Source organism: Allobosea sp., assembly GCF_017308015.1.
In the GTDB taxonomy this organism is placed as follows: Bacteria; Pseudomonadota; Alphaproteobacteria; order Rhizobiales; family Beijerinckiaceae; genus Allobosea.
Map to the genome: position 1 here is coordinate 13,994 of NZ_JAFKFW010000043.1, position 14,776 is coordinate 28,769.

A 14,776-nucleotide genomic window follows, 5' to 3' on the forward strand; every position below is an offset into this window, starting at 1 on the left:
TGTGTGGGGAGTTTTCGTTGACCCGCCCGTCGAGCTTCGCTAGCGAAACCGCATGTCAACTCATCGGCAGCATTACGACGTGATCGTCGTCGGCGGCGGCCATGCCGGAGCCGAGGCCGCCGCGTCAGCGGCACGCTATGGCGCCTGTACGGCGCTCGTCACGCACAAGCCGGAAACAATCGGCGTGATGTCGTGCAATCCTGCCATCGGCGGGCTTGGTAAGGGTCATCTCGTTCGCGAGATCGACGCGCTCGACGGTATCATGGCTCGAGCCGCCGATCTGGGCGGTATCCAGTTCCGCATGCTCAATCGCCGGAAGGGTCCGGCGGTGCGGGGGCCGAGAGCCCAGGCAGATCGAAAGCTCTATCGTCAAGCCGTCCAGAACCTGCTGGCAGCCCAATCCAACCTCGATATCGTTACCGGCGAGGTTTTCGATCTGTCGGTCGAAGCCGGCCGTGTTACCGGGGTAGTTCTGGCAGACGGACGTCGATTCGCTGCCGGAACGGTTGTGCTGACGACTGGCACCTTCCTGCGCGGCCTGATCCATATCGGAGAGAAGCGCATTCCCGCCGGCCGCGTCGACGAGGCCCCTTCCCTCGGGCTTTCCGCGACATTGGAGCGTCATGGCTTCCCGCTCGGTCGGCTCAAGACCGGAACGCCGCCACGGCTCGACGGTCGCAGTATCGACTGGGCGGGGCTTGAGATGCAGCCGGGTGATGAGCCGCCTGAGCCCTTTTCGGCGCTGACTCCCGCAATCGCCAACCCGCAGATCTCCTGTGGAATCACGCGCACGACGCTCGCGAGCCATGATCTGATCCGGGCCAACCTGCATCGCGCGCCGATGTTCTCCGGGCAGATCGAAGGACGCGGACCTCGCTACTGCCCTTCGATCGAGGACAAGGTCGGGCGCTTCGGTGATCGAGACGGCCATCAGGTCTTTCTGGAACCGGAGGGGCTCGATGACGATACGGTCTATCCGAATGGCATCTCGACCTCTTTGCCCGAGGATGTCCAGCTCGGCCTGCTGAAGACGATCCCAGGCCTGGAGCGGGCGGCCATGCTTCGGCCGGGCTACGCGATCGAGTATGATTTCGTCGACCCGCGCGCGCTGAAAAATACCCTGGAGACACGCGCTCTGGCCGGGCTGTTCCTGGCTGGGCAGATCAACGGCACCACGGGCTACGAGGAGGCAAGCGCGCAAGGCCTGCTCGCCGGCTTGAATGCGGCGCGCATGGCGGGAGGAGCGAACCCGGCCGTCTTCGACCGCACCCAGTCCTATATCGGTGTTCTCGTCGATGATCTTGTGACCCATGGTGTTACGGAACCGTATCGAATGTTCACGTCACGGGCGGAGTTTCGCTTGTCCTTGCGCGTGGACAATGCCGATGAGCGGTTGACGCCGCTGGGCTTGCAACTTGGTATCGTCAGTTCGACACGCCGGGCGGCATTTGAGACCCGCAATCGGGATATCTCCTCTCTACGAGATAAGTTGAGAAGCCTCTCGCTGACGCCGCAGCAGGCACAGGGCTTCGGCCTGCAACTCAATCGGGATGGGCTTCGCCGCAGCGCCTACCAGATCCTGTCCTATCCGGATGTCACATTCACACAGGTAGCTTCGGTTTGGCCGGAGCTGAACGCGTATGCCGCTCCAGTCGTGGCGCGCGTGACTGCGGATGCGGTCTATTCGGTCTATCTCGATCGGCAGGCAGCGGAGATCCAGGCCTATCGCCGCGATCAATCCCTGAAGGTACCGGCCGATCTCGACCTCGACGCGATCTCCGGTCTGTCGAACGAATTGAAGCTCAAGCTGGCGGCTCAGCGTCCAGCCGATCTGGCCCAGGCCGGACGGATCGAGGGCATGACGCCGGCGGCGCTGACGCTGCTGGCGGCACATGCCCGGAAGGCCCGCACCGCGGCATTATCCACAGGGTCGACGTGACTGTTGATAAAAACGACCGCCAGCGCGCTTTGAGCTTGACGCCTGTTTCACGTGAAACAGAGGAGCGCCTCGCCCTGCTGGTCACGGAGCTCGGACGCTGGCAGGCGGCGAAAAACCTTGTCTCCTCGGCGACGCTCGCCGAGGTCTGGACGCGCCATATCGCGGATTCCCTGCAGATTTTCCGGCTGGCCGAGGGGCGCGAGCGCTGGCTTGATCTGGGTTCCGGTGGCGGTTTTCCGGGATTGGTGATCGGCATCTGCCTGGCCGAGCAGGGTAAGGGACAGATCGACCTGGTCGAGAGCAATGGCCGGAAATGCGCGTTTCTGCGCCATGCGGCCCGCATTACCGGTGCTCCGGTCAAAGTTCATGCGGCTCGTATCGAAGATGTGATCGGCGATTTCACCGGCAAGGTCGATGTCGTGACGGCCCGTGCGCTCGCTTCCCTGCCCCAACTGCTCGATTGGTGCGAAGAGCTGTTGAGAACCGGCACGCTTGGGCTCTTTCCCAAGGGACAACATCTAGATGCGGAATTGACCGACTCGGCCAGATATTGGAAGATTCAGGCGACAACGGTTTCCTCCGTGACTGATGATGCCGCGCGAATCCTGATGGTACGCTCGGCGGAGAGACGAGCCGATCCATGACTGAGCTCACATCCGTGACGACGCCGCGCCGCCCGCGCGTGATCGCGCTTGCCAATCAGAAAGGCGGCGTCGGCAAGACGACGACGGCGATCAATCTCGGCACGGCCCTGGCGGCGATTGGCGAAAAGGTTCTGATCGTCGACCTGGACCCGCAGGGCAATGCTTCGACGGGCCTCGGCGTCGATCGTCGCAACCGCAAATCCTCGACCTATGACGTGCTTTGTGGCGATGTTGGCCTGGGGCAGGCCCTGCAGCCGACGGCGGTTCCCGGCCTGTCTCTGGCGCCCTCGACGCTCGACCTGCTCGGCGTCGAGCTGGAAATCGCCTCGGCCAAGGATCGCGCGCATCGCCTGAAGAACGCCATCGACGAACTGGTCTACGATCAGCGCTGTCAGGATCTGACCTATATCCTGATCGACTGCCCGCCTTCGCTCAGCCTGATCACGATCAATGCTATGACCGCAGCAGATGCGGTACTGGTGCCACTGCAATGCGAGTTCTTCGCGCTGGAAGGTCTCAGCCAGCTCCTGAAGACGGTGGAGCAAGTCAAGGCGGGCCTCAATCCACGCCTGATCATTCAGGGCGTCGTGCTGACGATGTTCGATCCGCGCAACAACCTCTCCGGCCAGGTGATGGCGGATGTGAAGAGCTTCCTCGGCGACAAGGTCTACGAGACCGTGATTCCCCGTAACGTGCGGATTTCCGAGGCGCCGTCCTACGGCAAGCCGGCGCTGCTCTATGATCTGCGTTGCTCGGGCTCGCAAGCCTATCTGCGGCTGGCTTCGGAAGTGATCAAACGCGAGCGCGCCCTGCGGGCAGCAGCCTGAACCTAGAACTAGAAGTTGATGAGGATGACAATGGCCGAAGAACAGGGGCGTTCCCGCCTGGGCCGCGGTCTGGCGGCGCTGATCGGCGATGTCGGTGACGAGATCGGCGCGATCGAGCGGGCTCGCGGGCAGCGCCGCGTTCCCGTCGAGTTCCTGCGGCCGAGCGCCCGCAATCCGCGCCGCAATTTCGTCGAGGAGGACCTCGAGGATCTGACCACCTCGATCCGCGAACGCGGCATCCTTCAGCCGATCATTGTTCGTTCCATTCCCGGAATGATGGATGCCTACGAAATCATCGCCGGTGAGCGGCGCTGGCGGGCTGCCCAGCGCGCCGAATTGCACGACGTTCCGGTTCTTCTGGTCGAGGCCGATGATCGGGAGGCGCTGGAGATCGCCATCGTCGAGAACGTGCAGCGCACGGATCTCAATGCGATCGAGGAGGCGGCCGGCTACGAACGGTTGATCGCTGAATTCGGCTATACCCAGAACGATCTGGCGCGTGTCATCGGCAAGAGCCGGAGCCATGTCGCCAATACGCTGCGGCTGTCGAAGCTGCCGGAGCCGGTACGCAAGCTGGTCAGCGAAGGTGCAGTTTCAGCCGGTCATGCCCGCGCGCTGCTGTCCGTTTCGGACCCGGAATTCATGGCCCAGAAGATCATCGACGATGGTCTGAGCGTGCGCGATATCGAGCGCATCGTGCAGGAAGAGGCGCGCGGCGAGACCAGAAGCGCCGTGCCGAGCAAGCCGAAGACCGTGAAGGACCCGGATACGCGAGCGCTTGAGAAGGCACTTGAAGAGGCCCTGGGCCTGTCGGTCTCGATCGGACATCGCGCGAACGGCTCCGGCGAGGTCAAGATCGGCTACAAGACGCTCGATCAGCTCGACGCGCTCTGTCACCGACTGAAGTCCTGAACTACTCAGAGCGGCTTGCGCGGCCGAGCCGCGCGAGGGTCCAGAGCGCGCGGGTCGCGATGGCCCGGCCCATATCGGCATTCTGCCGCGTCGCCAGCACCGCATTTCCCAGCAGGCCGACGGCCTCGCTCAGTTTGGTGCTGGACCAGGCATTCAACGCGGCTTCCGTGGTCGCGATGCGCGGATAGGGCAGGCGCATCGTCGCGACGACATCACGGAGCCCCTTGCCGGCATCAATACTCTGCCGCGCCTTCAGCAGCGTCAGTGCCTGACGCAGCACGGCGCCGAGCATCACGCCGGGGTCCAGCCCCTCGCTGCTCAGCTTGGCCTGGGCGAGGTCGAGTACCGGCAGTTTTCCGGCAAAGACCGCGTCGACCAGCATGGCCTGCTCGCGCTGGGCGGTGTCGCCGACGACTGCATCGACATGCTCGATCTGAACAGCGGGGTCGGTCCCGACATAAAGCAGCAGTTTCTCGATCTCGCGCCGCGACGTCTGTCGGTCGCCGCCGAGGAGACCGGCGAGGTGATCGCGCGTTACGCGGTCGATCGACTTGCCGGCACTGCGGACCATCTCATCGATGATCGAGCCGAGATCGCGTGTGGCATCGCCATAGCAGGGCACGGCAAGCGCCGTCTTCGCTTTCTCGCAGGCGGTGCGGATCGGGTTGCTGCGCTGGAGATCACCGGCCTCGACGATGACGAGCGCATCCTGCGACGGCGTGGTCAGCAGCGGTTGGAGGGCGGCGAGGAGAGGCTTTGAAGTCGGTGATACCCGGATCGCGCGGCGGCCGCCGAAGAGGCCGATCGTGTTGGCCTCGTCTGCGAGCTTCAGCGGGTCGGACGCGATGGCGTCGCCATCCATGCGGACGAGCTGGAAGGCGTCCTGTGGATCGTCGACGCTGGCGCGGGCCAACCCCGTCGCCCTCTCCGAAACGAGGCCGGCGTCGGGGCCGTAGATCAGGATCAGCCGCCAGGCGGGATCGAGCCGTGCGAGGGTCCGTTCGGCCTCGTGCGCCTTGATCGCCACCATAGCCGGTCAGGACACGAGATCGGCGGCGATCTGGCCCCGGACGATGGCGGCGAGGTTCTTGGCTGCGCGAACCTGCGCATCGCGCGCCGCACGGACGGTCGCAAAGCGCTGCGACGACCGCTCATAGGGAACGCGGACGGAATTCGTGCCGGAGGAAACGACCTCGTTCCCGCCTTTACGGGTCAGCTTCCATGTAACCGTCGCTACGAGCACGGCGGAATCGGCGCGGCCATTGGCATAGTCCACCGTGACGATTTCGACCGATTCTCCGGTCACCGCTTCCAGTTTCAGGGTCTTGCTAGCGTCCGGCTCGCCGCTGCCGTCGAGCTCGTAGACGAGCTCGTTACGGAAGTAATGACCGATCAGGCCCTTGATCTCGGGGATTTCGATGCCTCGCAGCGCCGTCTTGACGCTGCCGCCGACCGTGCTGGCGGTGTAGTCCGAATAAAGGGGCTGGAAACAGCCGCCGGCAAGGGCTGCGATCGTCAGCATGGCCGCCAGCAGGCTGCGGCGGGGGCGAGCGGCTTCAGACGACGACATTCACGATTCTCCCGGGAACGACGATGATCTTGCGGATCGCGCGCCCTTCAAGCGCCCGCTGAACGGCCTCGCTGGCGCGTACGACTGCTTCCACGGCCAGCATATCCGCATCGGCAGCCACGGTCACTTCCGCGCGCTTCTTGCCGTTGAGCTGGACGGGCAGCGTGATGCTGTTGTCCTTCAGCAGCGCAGGGTCGACTTCCGGCCACGACGCCTCCCCGGCGAGACCCGGCTGGCGGAGCGCGTGCCAGCACTCCTCGGCCAGATGCGGCATCATCGGTGCCACAAGCTGGGTGACGATCGTGGCAGCCTCAAGGAGCGCGAAGGCAATATCGGTATCGAGTTCGGGCTTCTCGGCCGCGCCGTCGAGCGCCTTACCGATGGCATTGGTCAGTGTGTAGATGTGGGCGACGCAACGGTTGAAGCCGAGACGTTCGATGTCGGCTCCGACCGCGTCGAGTGCGCGATGGCTCGCCTTCCGCAGTGCCAGGGCGGCGTCGCCGATCTCGGCGGGCTTCGCGGCCCCGCTTTCGGTGCGCTCCGCGATCTCCGCGACCATGCGCCAGAGACGCTGCACGAAGCGGGCGGCACCCTGCACGCCTTCGTCGGTCCAGATGACGTCGCGATCGGGCGGCGAATCGGAGAGCATGAACCAGCGCGCGGTGTCTGCACCGTAGGACGCGATGATGTCGTCGGGGTCCACGACGTTCTTCTTGGATTTCGACATCTTCTCGATCGAGCCGATCTCGATCGGAGCACCAGTATCGACATCGAAGCCGCGCCGGTCGTTCCCGGAGACCTCGATGCGGACATTGCCGGGTTCGACCCAGTCGCCATTGGCGGCGCGATAGGTCTCATGCACGACCATGCCCTGGGTGAAGAGGCCGGCGAAGGGCTCGTCGAGCCCGGCATGGCCGGTCTTCTTCATCGCGCGGGTGAAGAAGCGCGAATAGAGCAGGTGCAGGATCGCATGCTCGACGCCGCCGATATACTGGTCGACCGGCAGGAAGCGATCGACTGCCTTGCGGTCGGTCGGGCTCTCCGTCCGCCAGGGATCGGTGAAACGGGCGAAATACCAGGACGAATCGACGAAGGTGTCCATCGTATCCGTCTCGCGACGGGCATCCTTCCCGCATCGCGGGCAGGCGACGTGCTTCCAGGTCGGATGGTGGTCGAGCGGATTGCCCGGCTTCTCGAAGGAGACGTCATCCGGTAGCTGGACAGGCAGATCGGCATCGGGGACCGGTACCGTTCCGCAAGCGGAACAGTGGACGACCGGGATCGGGCAGCCCCAGTAGCGCTGGCGCGAGATGCCCCAGTCGCGCAGGCGGAAATTGACCTTGCGCTGGCCGACCGGGCGGTTGCCGCGGGTTTCCCTTTCGAGCCGGCGTGCAACCTCCTCTTTTGCTTCCGCAATGGTCATACCATCGAGGAAGCGGGAATTGATCATACGGCCGTCGCCGTCATACGCGGTGTCGGTGACGATGAAGCTCGCGGGATCGGCGCCTTCCGGCGCGACGACCGGGACATTGCCGAGGCCGTATTTGTTGACGAAGTCGAGGTCGCGCTGGTCATGCGCCGGGCAGCCGAAGATGGCGCCTGTGCCGTATTCCATCAGGACGAAATTCGCGACATAGACCGGCAGCGTCCAGTTCGGATCGAACGGGTGCACGGCGCGCAGACCGGTGTCGAAGCCGAGCTTCTCGGCCTTGTCGATGGCTTCCTGCGCGGTGCCGATACGCTTGCACTCGTCGATGAAGGCCTGCAGCGACGGGCTCTTTGCCGCGATCGACTTGGCGATCGGGTGATCGGGCGCGACGGCGACGAATTTCGCGCCGAACAGGGTGTCCGGCCGGGTCGTGTAGACCTCGACCTCATCCTGCCCGGCTCCATTCGATTCGAGGGCGAAACGGACCAGCAGCCCTTCCGAGCGGCCAATCCAGTTCTTCTGCATCAGCCGGACCTTTTCGGGCCAGCGGGTCAGCCCTTCCAGAGCGTCATCGAGCTCCTGACCGTATTCGCTAATCCTGAAGAACCACTGAGTCAGCTCGCGGAGTTCGACCGGCGCGCCGGAACGCCAGCCGCGGCCGTCGATAACCTGCTCGTTGGCCAGCACGGTCTCGTCGACAGGGTCCCAGTTGACCTTGGCGGTCTTGCGATCGACCAGCCCGGCCTTCAGGAAGTCGAGGAACATCTTCTGCTGGTGGCGATAATAGCTGGGGTCACAGGTCGCGAGCTCGCGGCTCCAATCCAGCGACAGGCCCATCGACTTGAGCTGCTTGCGCATCGTCGCGATGTTCTCATAGGTCCATTCGCGCGGATGGACCTTCTTCTGCTTGGCCGCGTTCTCGGCCGGCAGGCCGAACGCATCCCAGCCCATCGGGTGCAGCACCGCGAAACCTTTGGCGCGCTTGTAGCGAGCGACGACGTCGCCCATCGCGTAGTTGCGAACATGGCCCATATGGATGCGCCCCGACGGGTAGGGGAACATCTCGAGGACATAGTAGCTCGGCCTCGTATCGTCGTTCCTGGTCTCGAAAAGCTTGCGCTCTTCCCAGACGGTGCGCCATTTCGGCTCGGACTCTTTCGGATTGTAGCGTTCGACGGCCATGTCAGCGGGCAATTCTCTGAGCGGACGATTCTTGGCGGTTCGCCGGCTCCCGGAGGCAGGCCGGCGCAAGGGCAGAATGCAAAAACCGGATGTCGGAATCTTGCAACCTGCTCTAGGACACCATTGCGCGCACGCGGTCAACGGCGCGCGGGGCATGAGAGGCTGGCAGATGAGCGATACGGTTACGCGTTTGGCTGAAATTCGAACAGCGATCGGCCGCGCCGAGCGCGATTTCGGGCGTGAAGCTGGCTCGGTCGCGCTGGTCGCGGTCTCGAAGACCAAGCCTGCCGAGCAGATCACGGAGGTGCTCGAAGCGGGGCAACGCATCTTCGGCGAAAACTATGTCCAGGAGGCCAGGGGGAAATGGCCGGCGCTGAAGGAGCGCTTCCCGGACGCCGAGCTGCACATGGTCGGCCCGCTGCAGTCGAACAAGGCACGCGAGGCGGTCGAGCTCTTCGACGTCATCCACTCGCTCGACCGCGAGAGCCTGGCGAAGGAGCTCGCGCGCGAGATCGCGCGGGCGAGGCGGGCGCCGCGGCTCTTCGTTCAGGTCAACACCGGCGAGGAGGCGCAGAAGGGCGGCGTGCTGCCGGCCGGGACGGACGCCTTCATCGCCCGCTGCCGCGATGTTCACGGTCTCGCGATCGAAGGTCTGATGTGCATCCCGCCGGCGGACGAGCCGCCTTCGCCGCATTTCGGGCTGCTCGCCAAGATCGCCGCCCGCAACGGGCTCAAGGGTTTGTCGATGGGCATGAGCGCCGATTACGAGGCGGCGATCCAGCTCGGCGCGACCCATGTGCGAGTCGGCAGCGCGATCTTCGGGGCGCGGGGCTAGCTCTTCAAGGGCTCGCCGACATCGATGCGGTTGCCGTCGGGATCCTCGAAGACGAAGGCGCGCAGGCCGTAGTCCTTGTCGCGCAAACCCTTGATGATGCGCAGGCCGCGCTCGCGGATCACGGCATGGACCGCGTCGATATCCTCGACCAACATATGCGCGACGTTGAAGGGCGCGGCCCTGTGACCGGGCTGAAGCGTCAGGTGCAGCTCGGCTGAATCACGCTTCAGAATCATGAAGCCGACAGGTTCGCCGTTCTCGAAGGTTTTCCGGAAGCCAAGCGCGCCGATGTAGAAATCGCAGGCGCGGCCCATGTCGGCGACGGGCAACATCGCGGCGATCCGCCCGAAGCGGAACGAGGAAACCGAATCAGTCATCGCAAATCTCTGGCTGGGATGGCGCCGCGCCGTGGGACGGTGCCCGGAAGCGCGACAGCCTGATCCGAAGTGATGAACGAGACGGTGCCCACGCTCTTCCTAGCTTACCTCACGACGATGCGGCAATGGCGTGCCAGCCGTGGCAACACCTTGGCGAAGACATGGCCCTCGACGGCGACGCAGCCGGCAGTCGGTGTGAAGCCGGTACGGGCAAGGTGCCAGAAGATCGCGCTGCCACGCCCGCGCTGTACCGGCCGGTCGTTCCAGCCGAGTTCGACGATCACATCATAGAGATGATCCTCGCGCTGCAGGCGCTCCTCGGCCTCGCCGGGCGGGCGATCGATCAGGCGATTGTAGCGGCGATCGGTCTGGTCGTCACACCAGGCGTCGCGCGCTCCGATCCGTTTCAGGGGGAGCAGAGTGCGAGGGCGAGCGAGACGATCGGCCCGGTAGAAGATGCTGCGCAGCGGCAGATCGGTACGGGGCGTATGGCCATCGCCCTCGCGCTTCGCGGTCGCGATGCCGGAGCGGCCGAGCGCGCAGGGGAAGATGGCGCCGCCGGCAATGAGGAAGCCCTTGCGCCGGTCGTGGACCGAGGCGAAGACGCGCAAGGTGGTGAGATTGCGCGGGCCGCCATGCGATACGGCGCGGTGGTTCGGTCGGTTTCTCACGGGATTTCCAGACGGCCTCACTTGCGATGACGACTCAGCGGGCTCATGTTGCCGCAATCCCTGCGTGTGAGCGATCCGTCCATGTCCGCCGTCCATCATATCCTGCTGGTCGATGACGACCAGATCCTGCGCGATACATTGTCGGAGCAGCTCTCCCTCTACGATGAGTTCCGGCTATCGACCGCCGATAACGCGACGGCGGCGATCAAGGCCGTGCAGGGCGAGCGTGTCGACCTCGCGGTGATGGATGTTGGCCTGCCCGACATGGATGGGCGCGAGGCCGTCAAGGTGATGCGCAAGAATGGCTTCAAGGGCCCGGTGGTGATGCTGACGGCGCAGGGTTCGGATGCCGACACCGTGCTCGGGCTCGAAGCGGGCGCCAACGATTATGTGGTCAAGCCGTTCAAGTTCGCTGTGCTGCTGGCGCGCATTCGCGCGCATCTGCGGCAGTACGAGGCGAGCGAGGACGCGATCTTTCAGGTCGGTCCCTACACGTTCCACCCGGGTTCCAAGCTGCTCGTCAGCGAGAAGGGCTCCAAGACCAAGCTCACCGAGAAGGAGACCGCGATTCTGCGCTTCCTCTATCGAGCCGGCCGCAAGCCGATCGCGCGAGAGGTGCTTCTGCAGGAGGTCTGGGGTTATAACAGCCAGGTGACGACTCATACGCTCGAAACCCATATCTACCGGCTGCGCCAGAAGATCGAGCCCGATCCGGGCAATGCCCGCCTGCTGGTCACCGATGCCGGCGGTTACCGGCTGAATCCCTGACGGATGGCACTCGACGACGACATGGCTCTGCTGGCTCGGCAGCCGTTGCTGAGCTTGATGGATCGCGATGCGCTGAGGCTGCTCGCCTTCGCTGCCGAAAGCCGCATCCTGCGCGCCGGCGACGTTCTGTTCCGGGCCGGCGAGCCGTCCGACGGCGCTGTGCTGGTGGTCTCCGGCGCGGTCGCGCTGACGGAGCAAGACGACGGTCAGCCTGCGAGTGAGGTCGTCGGTCCCGGAGCGATGATCGGCGAGCTCGCGCTTTTCACTTCGGTCCCGCGTCAGGTCACGGCCATCGCGCGCGAACCGACCCAGGTGATGCGGCTGCCGCGCAGCGTGATGCGGCGCGTGCTCGGCGAATCACCTGATTCGGCGGAGGCTATCGCCGCTGCGATCGGGGCCCGGTTGCAGGGCTTCGTCAGCGAACTCGCGGCAGTGCAGGATGCGCTGAACGCGATCGACCGGAAATAGCCTCGTCGTTCAGGACGAGGGCGGGTGCCGTGCCGCCCGGATCGCGGCGAAGCGCGGCCAGAGGCTGTTGACGCACAGGCCGGAGAGCACCAGCCCGGCCGCGAGGAATTTCCAGCCGGGCAAGGGCTCGCCGAGCCAGATGGCGGCGGCGCCCATCCCGAAAACCGGGACCAGCAGGGATGTCGGCGCGACGGTGGCGGCTGCGTAGCGCGAGAGCAGCCAGCCCCAGACCGCATAGCCGAACATGACATTGCCGACCGCCTGCCAGACCGCCGCCGCCCAGGCGGCGAGCGGGGCCTGGGTCAGGCCGTCGCGCATCGCCGGCCAGCCCTCGATCAGCCAGGACAGGATGAAGAGGGGCGGCACGGCGAAGAGGCTGGTCCAGACGACATAGGCCAGCATATCGACCCAGGGTGTGCTGCGCGCGACGATATTGCCGGCGGCCCAGCAGAAGGCGGCGCCGAGCACGAGGACGATGCCCAGGGGCGTCGTCGAGCCGTTGGTGTGCCAGAGGATCACGCCGATGCCGATGGCGGCGAGCAGCAGGCCGGCGATCTGGAAGGGCTGCATACGCTCATGCGTGATCGCTGCCGCCAGCAGGATCGTGAAGAAGGGCTGTGACTGCACCACGAGGGAGGCGAGGCCCGGCGCGATAGAACCCTTGATCGCGTAAAAAAGCAGCCCGAACTGACCGGCTCCGATCAGCACGCCATAGGCGGCAAGCTTCATCCAGGGAGCGTCCGGGCGCTTGAGGAAGAACACAGCCGGAAGGAGCGCGAAGGTGAAGCGCAGCGCCGCGAAGAGTATCGGCGGGAAATGCGCGACGCCGATATGGATCACGACGAAATTGGTGCCCCAGACGACCATCACCGCCAACGTGAGCAGAGCGTCGCGCAACGAAAGCGTCGTGGGGAGAGCTGGCTGCACGGGTCTGGCTTCGCCGGAGAGTTCGCGGCAGGCCATTACCATGCGGACCCGGCCGGCCGTTAGGACGGACCGGCATGGCGGAGCGGCCGGTGCGGCATGGAGGGCTGTGCGTCGCTCGTCAGAGCTCCAGCGTCACCGTGACCGGGACATGGTCAGAGGGGCGCTCCCACCCGCGGGCCTCGCGCAGGAAGGTGAGGTCGCGCAGCGTGGGCTTCAGCCCGTCCGAAAGCCAGATATGGTCGAGGCGGCGGCCCTTGTTCGAGGCAGCCCAGTCCTGCGCGCGATAGCTCCACCAGGAATAGAGCTTTTCGGGTTCGGGCCGCAGTGTGCGGGCCGCGTCGGTCCAGCCGAGCTCGCTGCGCAGCCTCTCCAGCGTGGTCGTCTCGATGGGGGTGTGGCTGACGACGTCAAGGAGCTGCTTGTGGCTCCAGACGTCGTGCTCCAGCGGGGCGATGTTGAGATCGCCGAGCAGGATCGCGGGCCGGTCGGTCGGCTTCCTGGTCACGCCCCATGTGCCGATCTCGTCGAGGAAGGCGAGCTTATGGGCGAACTTGTCGTTCTTCTCGGGGTCGGGCAGGTCGCCGCCGGCCGGGATGTAGAAATTATGGATGGCGATGCCGGCGGCGGCGCCGGCCGCCTTGTCGAGCGTCACCGTCATGTGCCGGGCGTCGTTGCGGCCGCACATCGACATCGCCTCCTTCTCGCTGAAGGGCAGTTTCGAGACGATGGCGACGCCGTTATAGCCCTTCTGGCCGATGAAGGCCTGGTGGACGTAGCCGAGCTGGTGAAAGGCCTTGGCCGGGAACTGCTCGTCGGGCGTCTTGGTCTCCTGCAGGCAGAGCACGTCCGGGGCGTGAGTGGTCAGGAATTCGCCGACCATGCCGATGCGCAGGCGGACGGAATTGATGTTCCAGCTGGTGACGGTGAGTTGCACGCGAGGATTCCGGCAGGGAGGAGGCCGGAAACTGGGTTGCCCGAGCGCAAAAGGCAAGCCGTTTTCGGCTTGCCGCGCGCCGTCAAAGCCTGCGCTGGTAGTCGATCACGAAATTCTGCGGATCGGGCCGGCGACGGGTGTCGAGATTGTAGAGCGAGATCGCGGTTTCGTAGCCTTGCGGGTCCACCACGACCCATTGCCGCAATTCATTGGCAACGAGATCGAATTTGAGTGTGATCTTCGATGTGCCGCCCAGCGTCGAGCGGTCCTCCAGCCTGACCGTCAGGAGGTCGCCGTCGATGCTGGCGCCCTTCAGCGTGCCTTCACGCGCCAGATCCATCTTCTCGCGCACGAGGAATTTCAACGGCGTCTGACCGATGGAGTAGAGGTCCTGCGTCGCCAGGCGCTTGTCGCGGATCGCGACGGAGGTGCCGTCGGCGATCACCTCCGTTGTGGTCGGCGGCTCGTATTCGAAGCGCATCTTGCCGGGTCGCTGGATGTAGATCCGGCCTTCCAGGCGCCGGCCGTTGGAAGCGTGCTGGATGAAATTGCCCTGCAGGGTCTGGAAGCTGTTGAGATAGGCGTTCAGCCGCTCGACCGCCTCTTCCTGCGTCGCGGGAGGTGGTTGCTTGCTCCTGGCCGAGGCGGCGGGTTTCGCCGCTTCAGCCGCGGGAGCGGTTGCGGCAGGGGCGTTCGTGGCCACAGCCTGCGCCGGAGAGGTCTCCGTCGTGGCGCTGCGAGCCTCGCCGAGCCCGGCGGGCCGGGGCGGCGGCAGCACGAGGTGCGGCGCGGCCGGCTTCGTGGCAGCAGGCTTCGGCGGCTGGAGCTGGAGCGGCTGGGCCGCCAGAGGGCCGGCCGCAAATGCGCAGCCGACAAAGGTCGCTAGCAGAACCGAAGCCTGAATGGCCGGGGTCAATCTGTCGAGCAAGGTTGCTCCATTGCTTGTTCCGCGGCCATTCCTGCCGAGGCCTGGAGATCGCTGACGCGGGGATCGGGCGCTGTCCCGATCCGGTCTTTCCGTCTCAACGTCTGGTTCGCTGCAGAGGTTGCAGCATCGTCATGGCAATTTGAGGACCGACGCCGACGCTCGCAAGGGCGTGCTGTTGTCGCAAGCCTCATTCGTCGTGCTGATTCTGGCTTTCGACGAGGATCTCGCGTTTTCCGGCGTGGTTTGCTGGTCCTACGATGCCCTCGTTCTCCATGCGCTCCATGATGGATGCGGCGCGGTTGTAGCCGATCTGGAGGCGGCGCTGGATGTAGGAGGTCGAAGCCTTCTTGTCGCGCAGCACGACC

The 14,776-nt window shown here is 65.0% G+C and carries 16 protein-coding genes; 7 read left to right on the forward strand and 9 right to left on the reverse strand.

All coding sequences use genetic code 11. The annotated features are described in order from the left end of the window. Positions 1-52: 52 nt before the first annotated feature. The 4 genes from mnmG to J0I42_RS23135 are packed head-to-tail and all read left to right on the forward strand — an operon-like array spanning position 53 to position 4,322. A complete protein-coding gene (gene mnmG / locus J0I42_RS23120) occupies positions 53-1,939 on the forward strand; it encodes a tRNA uridine-5-carboxymethylaminomethyl(34) synthesis enzyme MnmG (RefSeq protein ID WP_291658446.1) in 1,887 nt (628 codons plus the stop codon). Then, on the forward strand, positions 1,936-2,583 hold the full coding sequence (gene rsmG / locus J0I42_RS23125) for a 16S rRNA (guanine(527)-N(7))-methyltransferase RsmG (protein ID WP_291658447.1): 648 nt from the start codon (positions 1,936-1,938) through the stop codon (positions 2,581-2,583). The genes mnmG and rsmG overlap by 4 nt, the downstream gene beginning before the upstream one ends. Then, complete coding sequence (locus tag J0I42_RS23130; RefSeq protein ID WP_291658449.1) at positions 2,580-3,410, forward strand: ParA family protein; 831 nt, start codon at positions 2,580-2,582, stop codon at positions 3,408-3,410. The genes rsmG and J0I42_RS23130 overlap by 4 nt, the downstream gene beginning before the upstream one ends. A gap of 30 nt (positions 3,411-3,440) precedes the next feature. Beyond that, positions 3,441-4,322: a ParB/RepB/Spo0J family partition protein gene (locus J0I42_RS23135; RefSeq protein ID WP_291658451.1), complete on the forward strand. Its 882-nt coding sequence runs from the start codon at positions 3,441-3,443 to the stop codon at positions 4,320-4,322. Position 4,323: 1 nt separating this feature from the next. On the opposite strand, the gene holA is transcribed toward J0I42_RS23135, so the two are convergent. Genes holA through leuS form a run of 3 tightly spaced genes read right to left on the reverse strand, consistent with a single transcriptional unit; the run spans position 4,324 to position 8,503 of the window. Beyond that, positions 4,324-5,352, reverse strand: a complete 1,029-nt coding sequence (holA, locus tag J0I42_RS23140; protein ID WP_291658453.1) for a DNA polymerase III subunit delta — start codon at positions 5,350-5,352, stop codon at positions 4,324-4,326. Between the two features lie 6 nt (positions 5,353-5,358). Next, complete coding sequence (gene lptE / locus J0I42_RS23145) at positions 5,359-5,892, reverse strand: LPS assembly lipoprotein LptE (RefSeq protein ID WP_291658454.1); 534 nt, start codon at positions 5,890-5,892, stop codon at positions 5,359-5,361. Then, entirely contained in the window at positions 5,879-8,503 is a 2,625-nt protein-coding gene (leuS, locus tag J0I42_RS23150) for a leucine--tRNA ligase (protein WP_291658456.1), read from the reverse strand. The genes lptE and leuS overlap by 14 nt, the downstream gene beginning before the upstream one ends. Positions 8,504-8,672: 169 nt before the next feature. Between leuS and J0I42_RS23155 the strand changes: the two genes are divergently transcribed. Then, on the forward strand, positions 8,673-9,338 hold the full coding sequence (locus J0I42_RS23155) for a YggS family pyridoxal phosphate-dependent enzyme (RefSeq protein ID WP_291658458.1): 666 nt from the start codon (positions 8,673-8,675) through the stop codon (positions 9,336-9,338). Here J0I42_RS23155 and J0I42_RS23160 read toward each other — a convergent pair. Together J0I42_RS23160 and J0I42_RS23165 are read right to left on the reverse strand one after the other, a co-directional pair. Continuing rightward, a complete protein-coding gene (locus J0I42_RS23160) occupies positions 9,335-9,715 on the reverse strand; it encodes a glyoxalase superfamily protein (RefSeq protein WP_291658459.1) in 381 nt (126 codons plus the stop codon). The genes J0I42_RS23155 and J0I42_RS23160 overlap by 4 nt on opposite strands. A 104-nt stretch (positions 9,716-9,819) precedes the next feature. Continuing rightward, positions 9,820-10,386 carry a L,D-transpeptidase family protein gene (locus J0I42_RS23165; protein ID WP_291658460.1) on the reverse strand — a complete coding sequence of 189 codons (567 nt, stop codon included), beginning with the start codon at positions 10,384-10,386 and terminating at the stop codon, positions 9,820-9,822. Positions 10,387-10,467: 81 nt separating this feature from the next. Here J0I42_RS23165 and J0I42_RS23170 point away from each other — a divergent pair, with 81 nt between their 5' ends. Continuing rightward, positions 10,468-11,154, forward strand: coding sequence for a response regulator transcription factor (locus J0I42_RS23170; RefSeq protein WP_291658462.1), 687 nt, complete (start codon positions 10,468-10,470; stop codon positions 11,152-11,154). Positions 11,155-11,157: 3 nt separating this feature from the next. Next, positions 11,158-11,622, forward strand: a complete 465-nt coding sequence (locus J0I42_RS23175; RefSeq protein WP_291658464.1) for a cyclic nucleotide-binding domain-containing protein — start codon at positions 11,158-11,160, stop codon at positions 11,620-11,622. A gap of 9 nt (positions 11,623-11,631) precedes the next feature. Here J0I42_RS23175 and J0I42_RS23180 read toward each other — a convergent pair whose 3' ends face one another. The 4 genes from J0I42_RS23180 to J0I42_RS23195 form a co-directional block, all read right to left on the reverse strand. Further along, positions 11,632-12,549, reverse strand: coding sequence for an EamA family transporter (locus tag J0I42_RS23180; protein WP_291658465.1), 918 nt, complete (start codon positions 12,547-12,549; stop codon positions 11,632-11,634). Between the two features lie 118 nt (positions 12,550-12,667). Then, entirely contained in the window at positions 12,668-13,483 is an 816-nt protein-coding gene (xth, locus tag J0I42_RS23185) for an exodeoxyribonuclease III (RefSeq protein ID WP_291658466.1), read from the reverse strand. An 82-nt stretch (positions 13,484-13,565) separates the two neighbouring features. Further along, on the reverse strand, positions 13,566-14,411 hold the full coding sequence (locus J0I42_RS23190; RefSeq protein ID WP_291658467.1) for an outer membrane lipoprotein carrier protein LolA: 846 nt from the start codon (positions 14,409-14,411) through the stop codon (positions 13,566-13,568). Between the two features lie 187 nt (positions 14,412-14,598). Then, a partial coding sequence (locus J0I42_RS23195) for a DNA translocase FtsK (protein ID WP_291658469.1) occupies positions 14,599-14,776 on the reverse strand: 178 nt, incomplete at its 5' end.

What these genes read in the sequence shown, in the direction of transcription:
- holA (WP_291658453.1), bottom strand. Translation starts at nt 5,352, where the DNA reads ATGGTGGCGATCAAGGCGCACGAGGCCGAACGGACCCTCGCACGGCTC.
- lptE (WP_291658454.1), bottom strand. Translation starts at nt 5,892, where the DNA reads ATGTCGTCGTCTGAAGCCGCTCGCCCCCGCCGCAGCCTGCTGGCGGCC.
- leuS (WP_291658456.1), bottom strand. Translation starts at nt 8,503, where the DNA reads ATGGCCGTCGAACGCTACAATCCGAAAGAGTCCGAGCCGAAATGGCGC.
- J0I42_RS23155 (WP_291658458.1), top strand. Translation starts at nt 8,673, where the DNA reads ATGAGCGATACGGTTACGCGTTTGGCTGAAATTCGAACAGCGATCGGC.
- mnmG (WP_291658446.1), top strand. Translation starts at nt 53, where the DNA reads ATGTCAACTCATCGGCAGCATTACGACGTGATCGTCGTCGGCGGCGGC.
- J0I42_RS23160 (WP_291658459.1), bottom strand. Translation starts at nt 9,715, where the DNA reads ATGACTGATTCGGTTTCCTCGTTCCGCTTCGGGCGGATCGCCGCGATG.
- J0I42_RS23130 (WP_291658449.1), top strand. Translation starts at nt 2,580, where the DNA reads ATGACTGAGCTCACATCCGTGACGACGCCGCGCCGCCCGCGCGTGATC.
- J0I42_RS23175 (WP_291658464.1), top strand. Translation starts at nt 11,158, where the DNA reads ATGGCACTCGACGACGACATGGCTCTGCTGGCTCGGCAGCCGTTGCTG.
- J0I42_RS23170 (WP_291658462.1), top strand. Translation starts at nt 10,468, where the DNA reads ATGTCCGCCGTCCATCATATCCTGCTGGTCGATGACGACCAGATCCTG.
- J0I42_RS23135 (WP_291658451.1), top strand. Translation starts at nt 3,441, where the DNA reads ATGGCCGAAGAACAGGGGCGTTCCCGCCTGGGCCGCGGTCTGGCGGCG.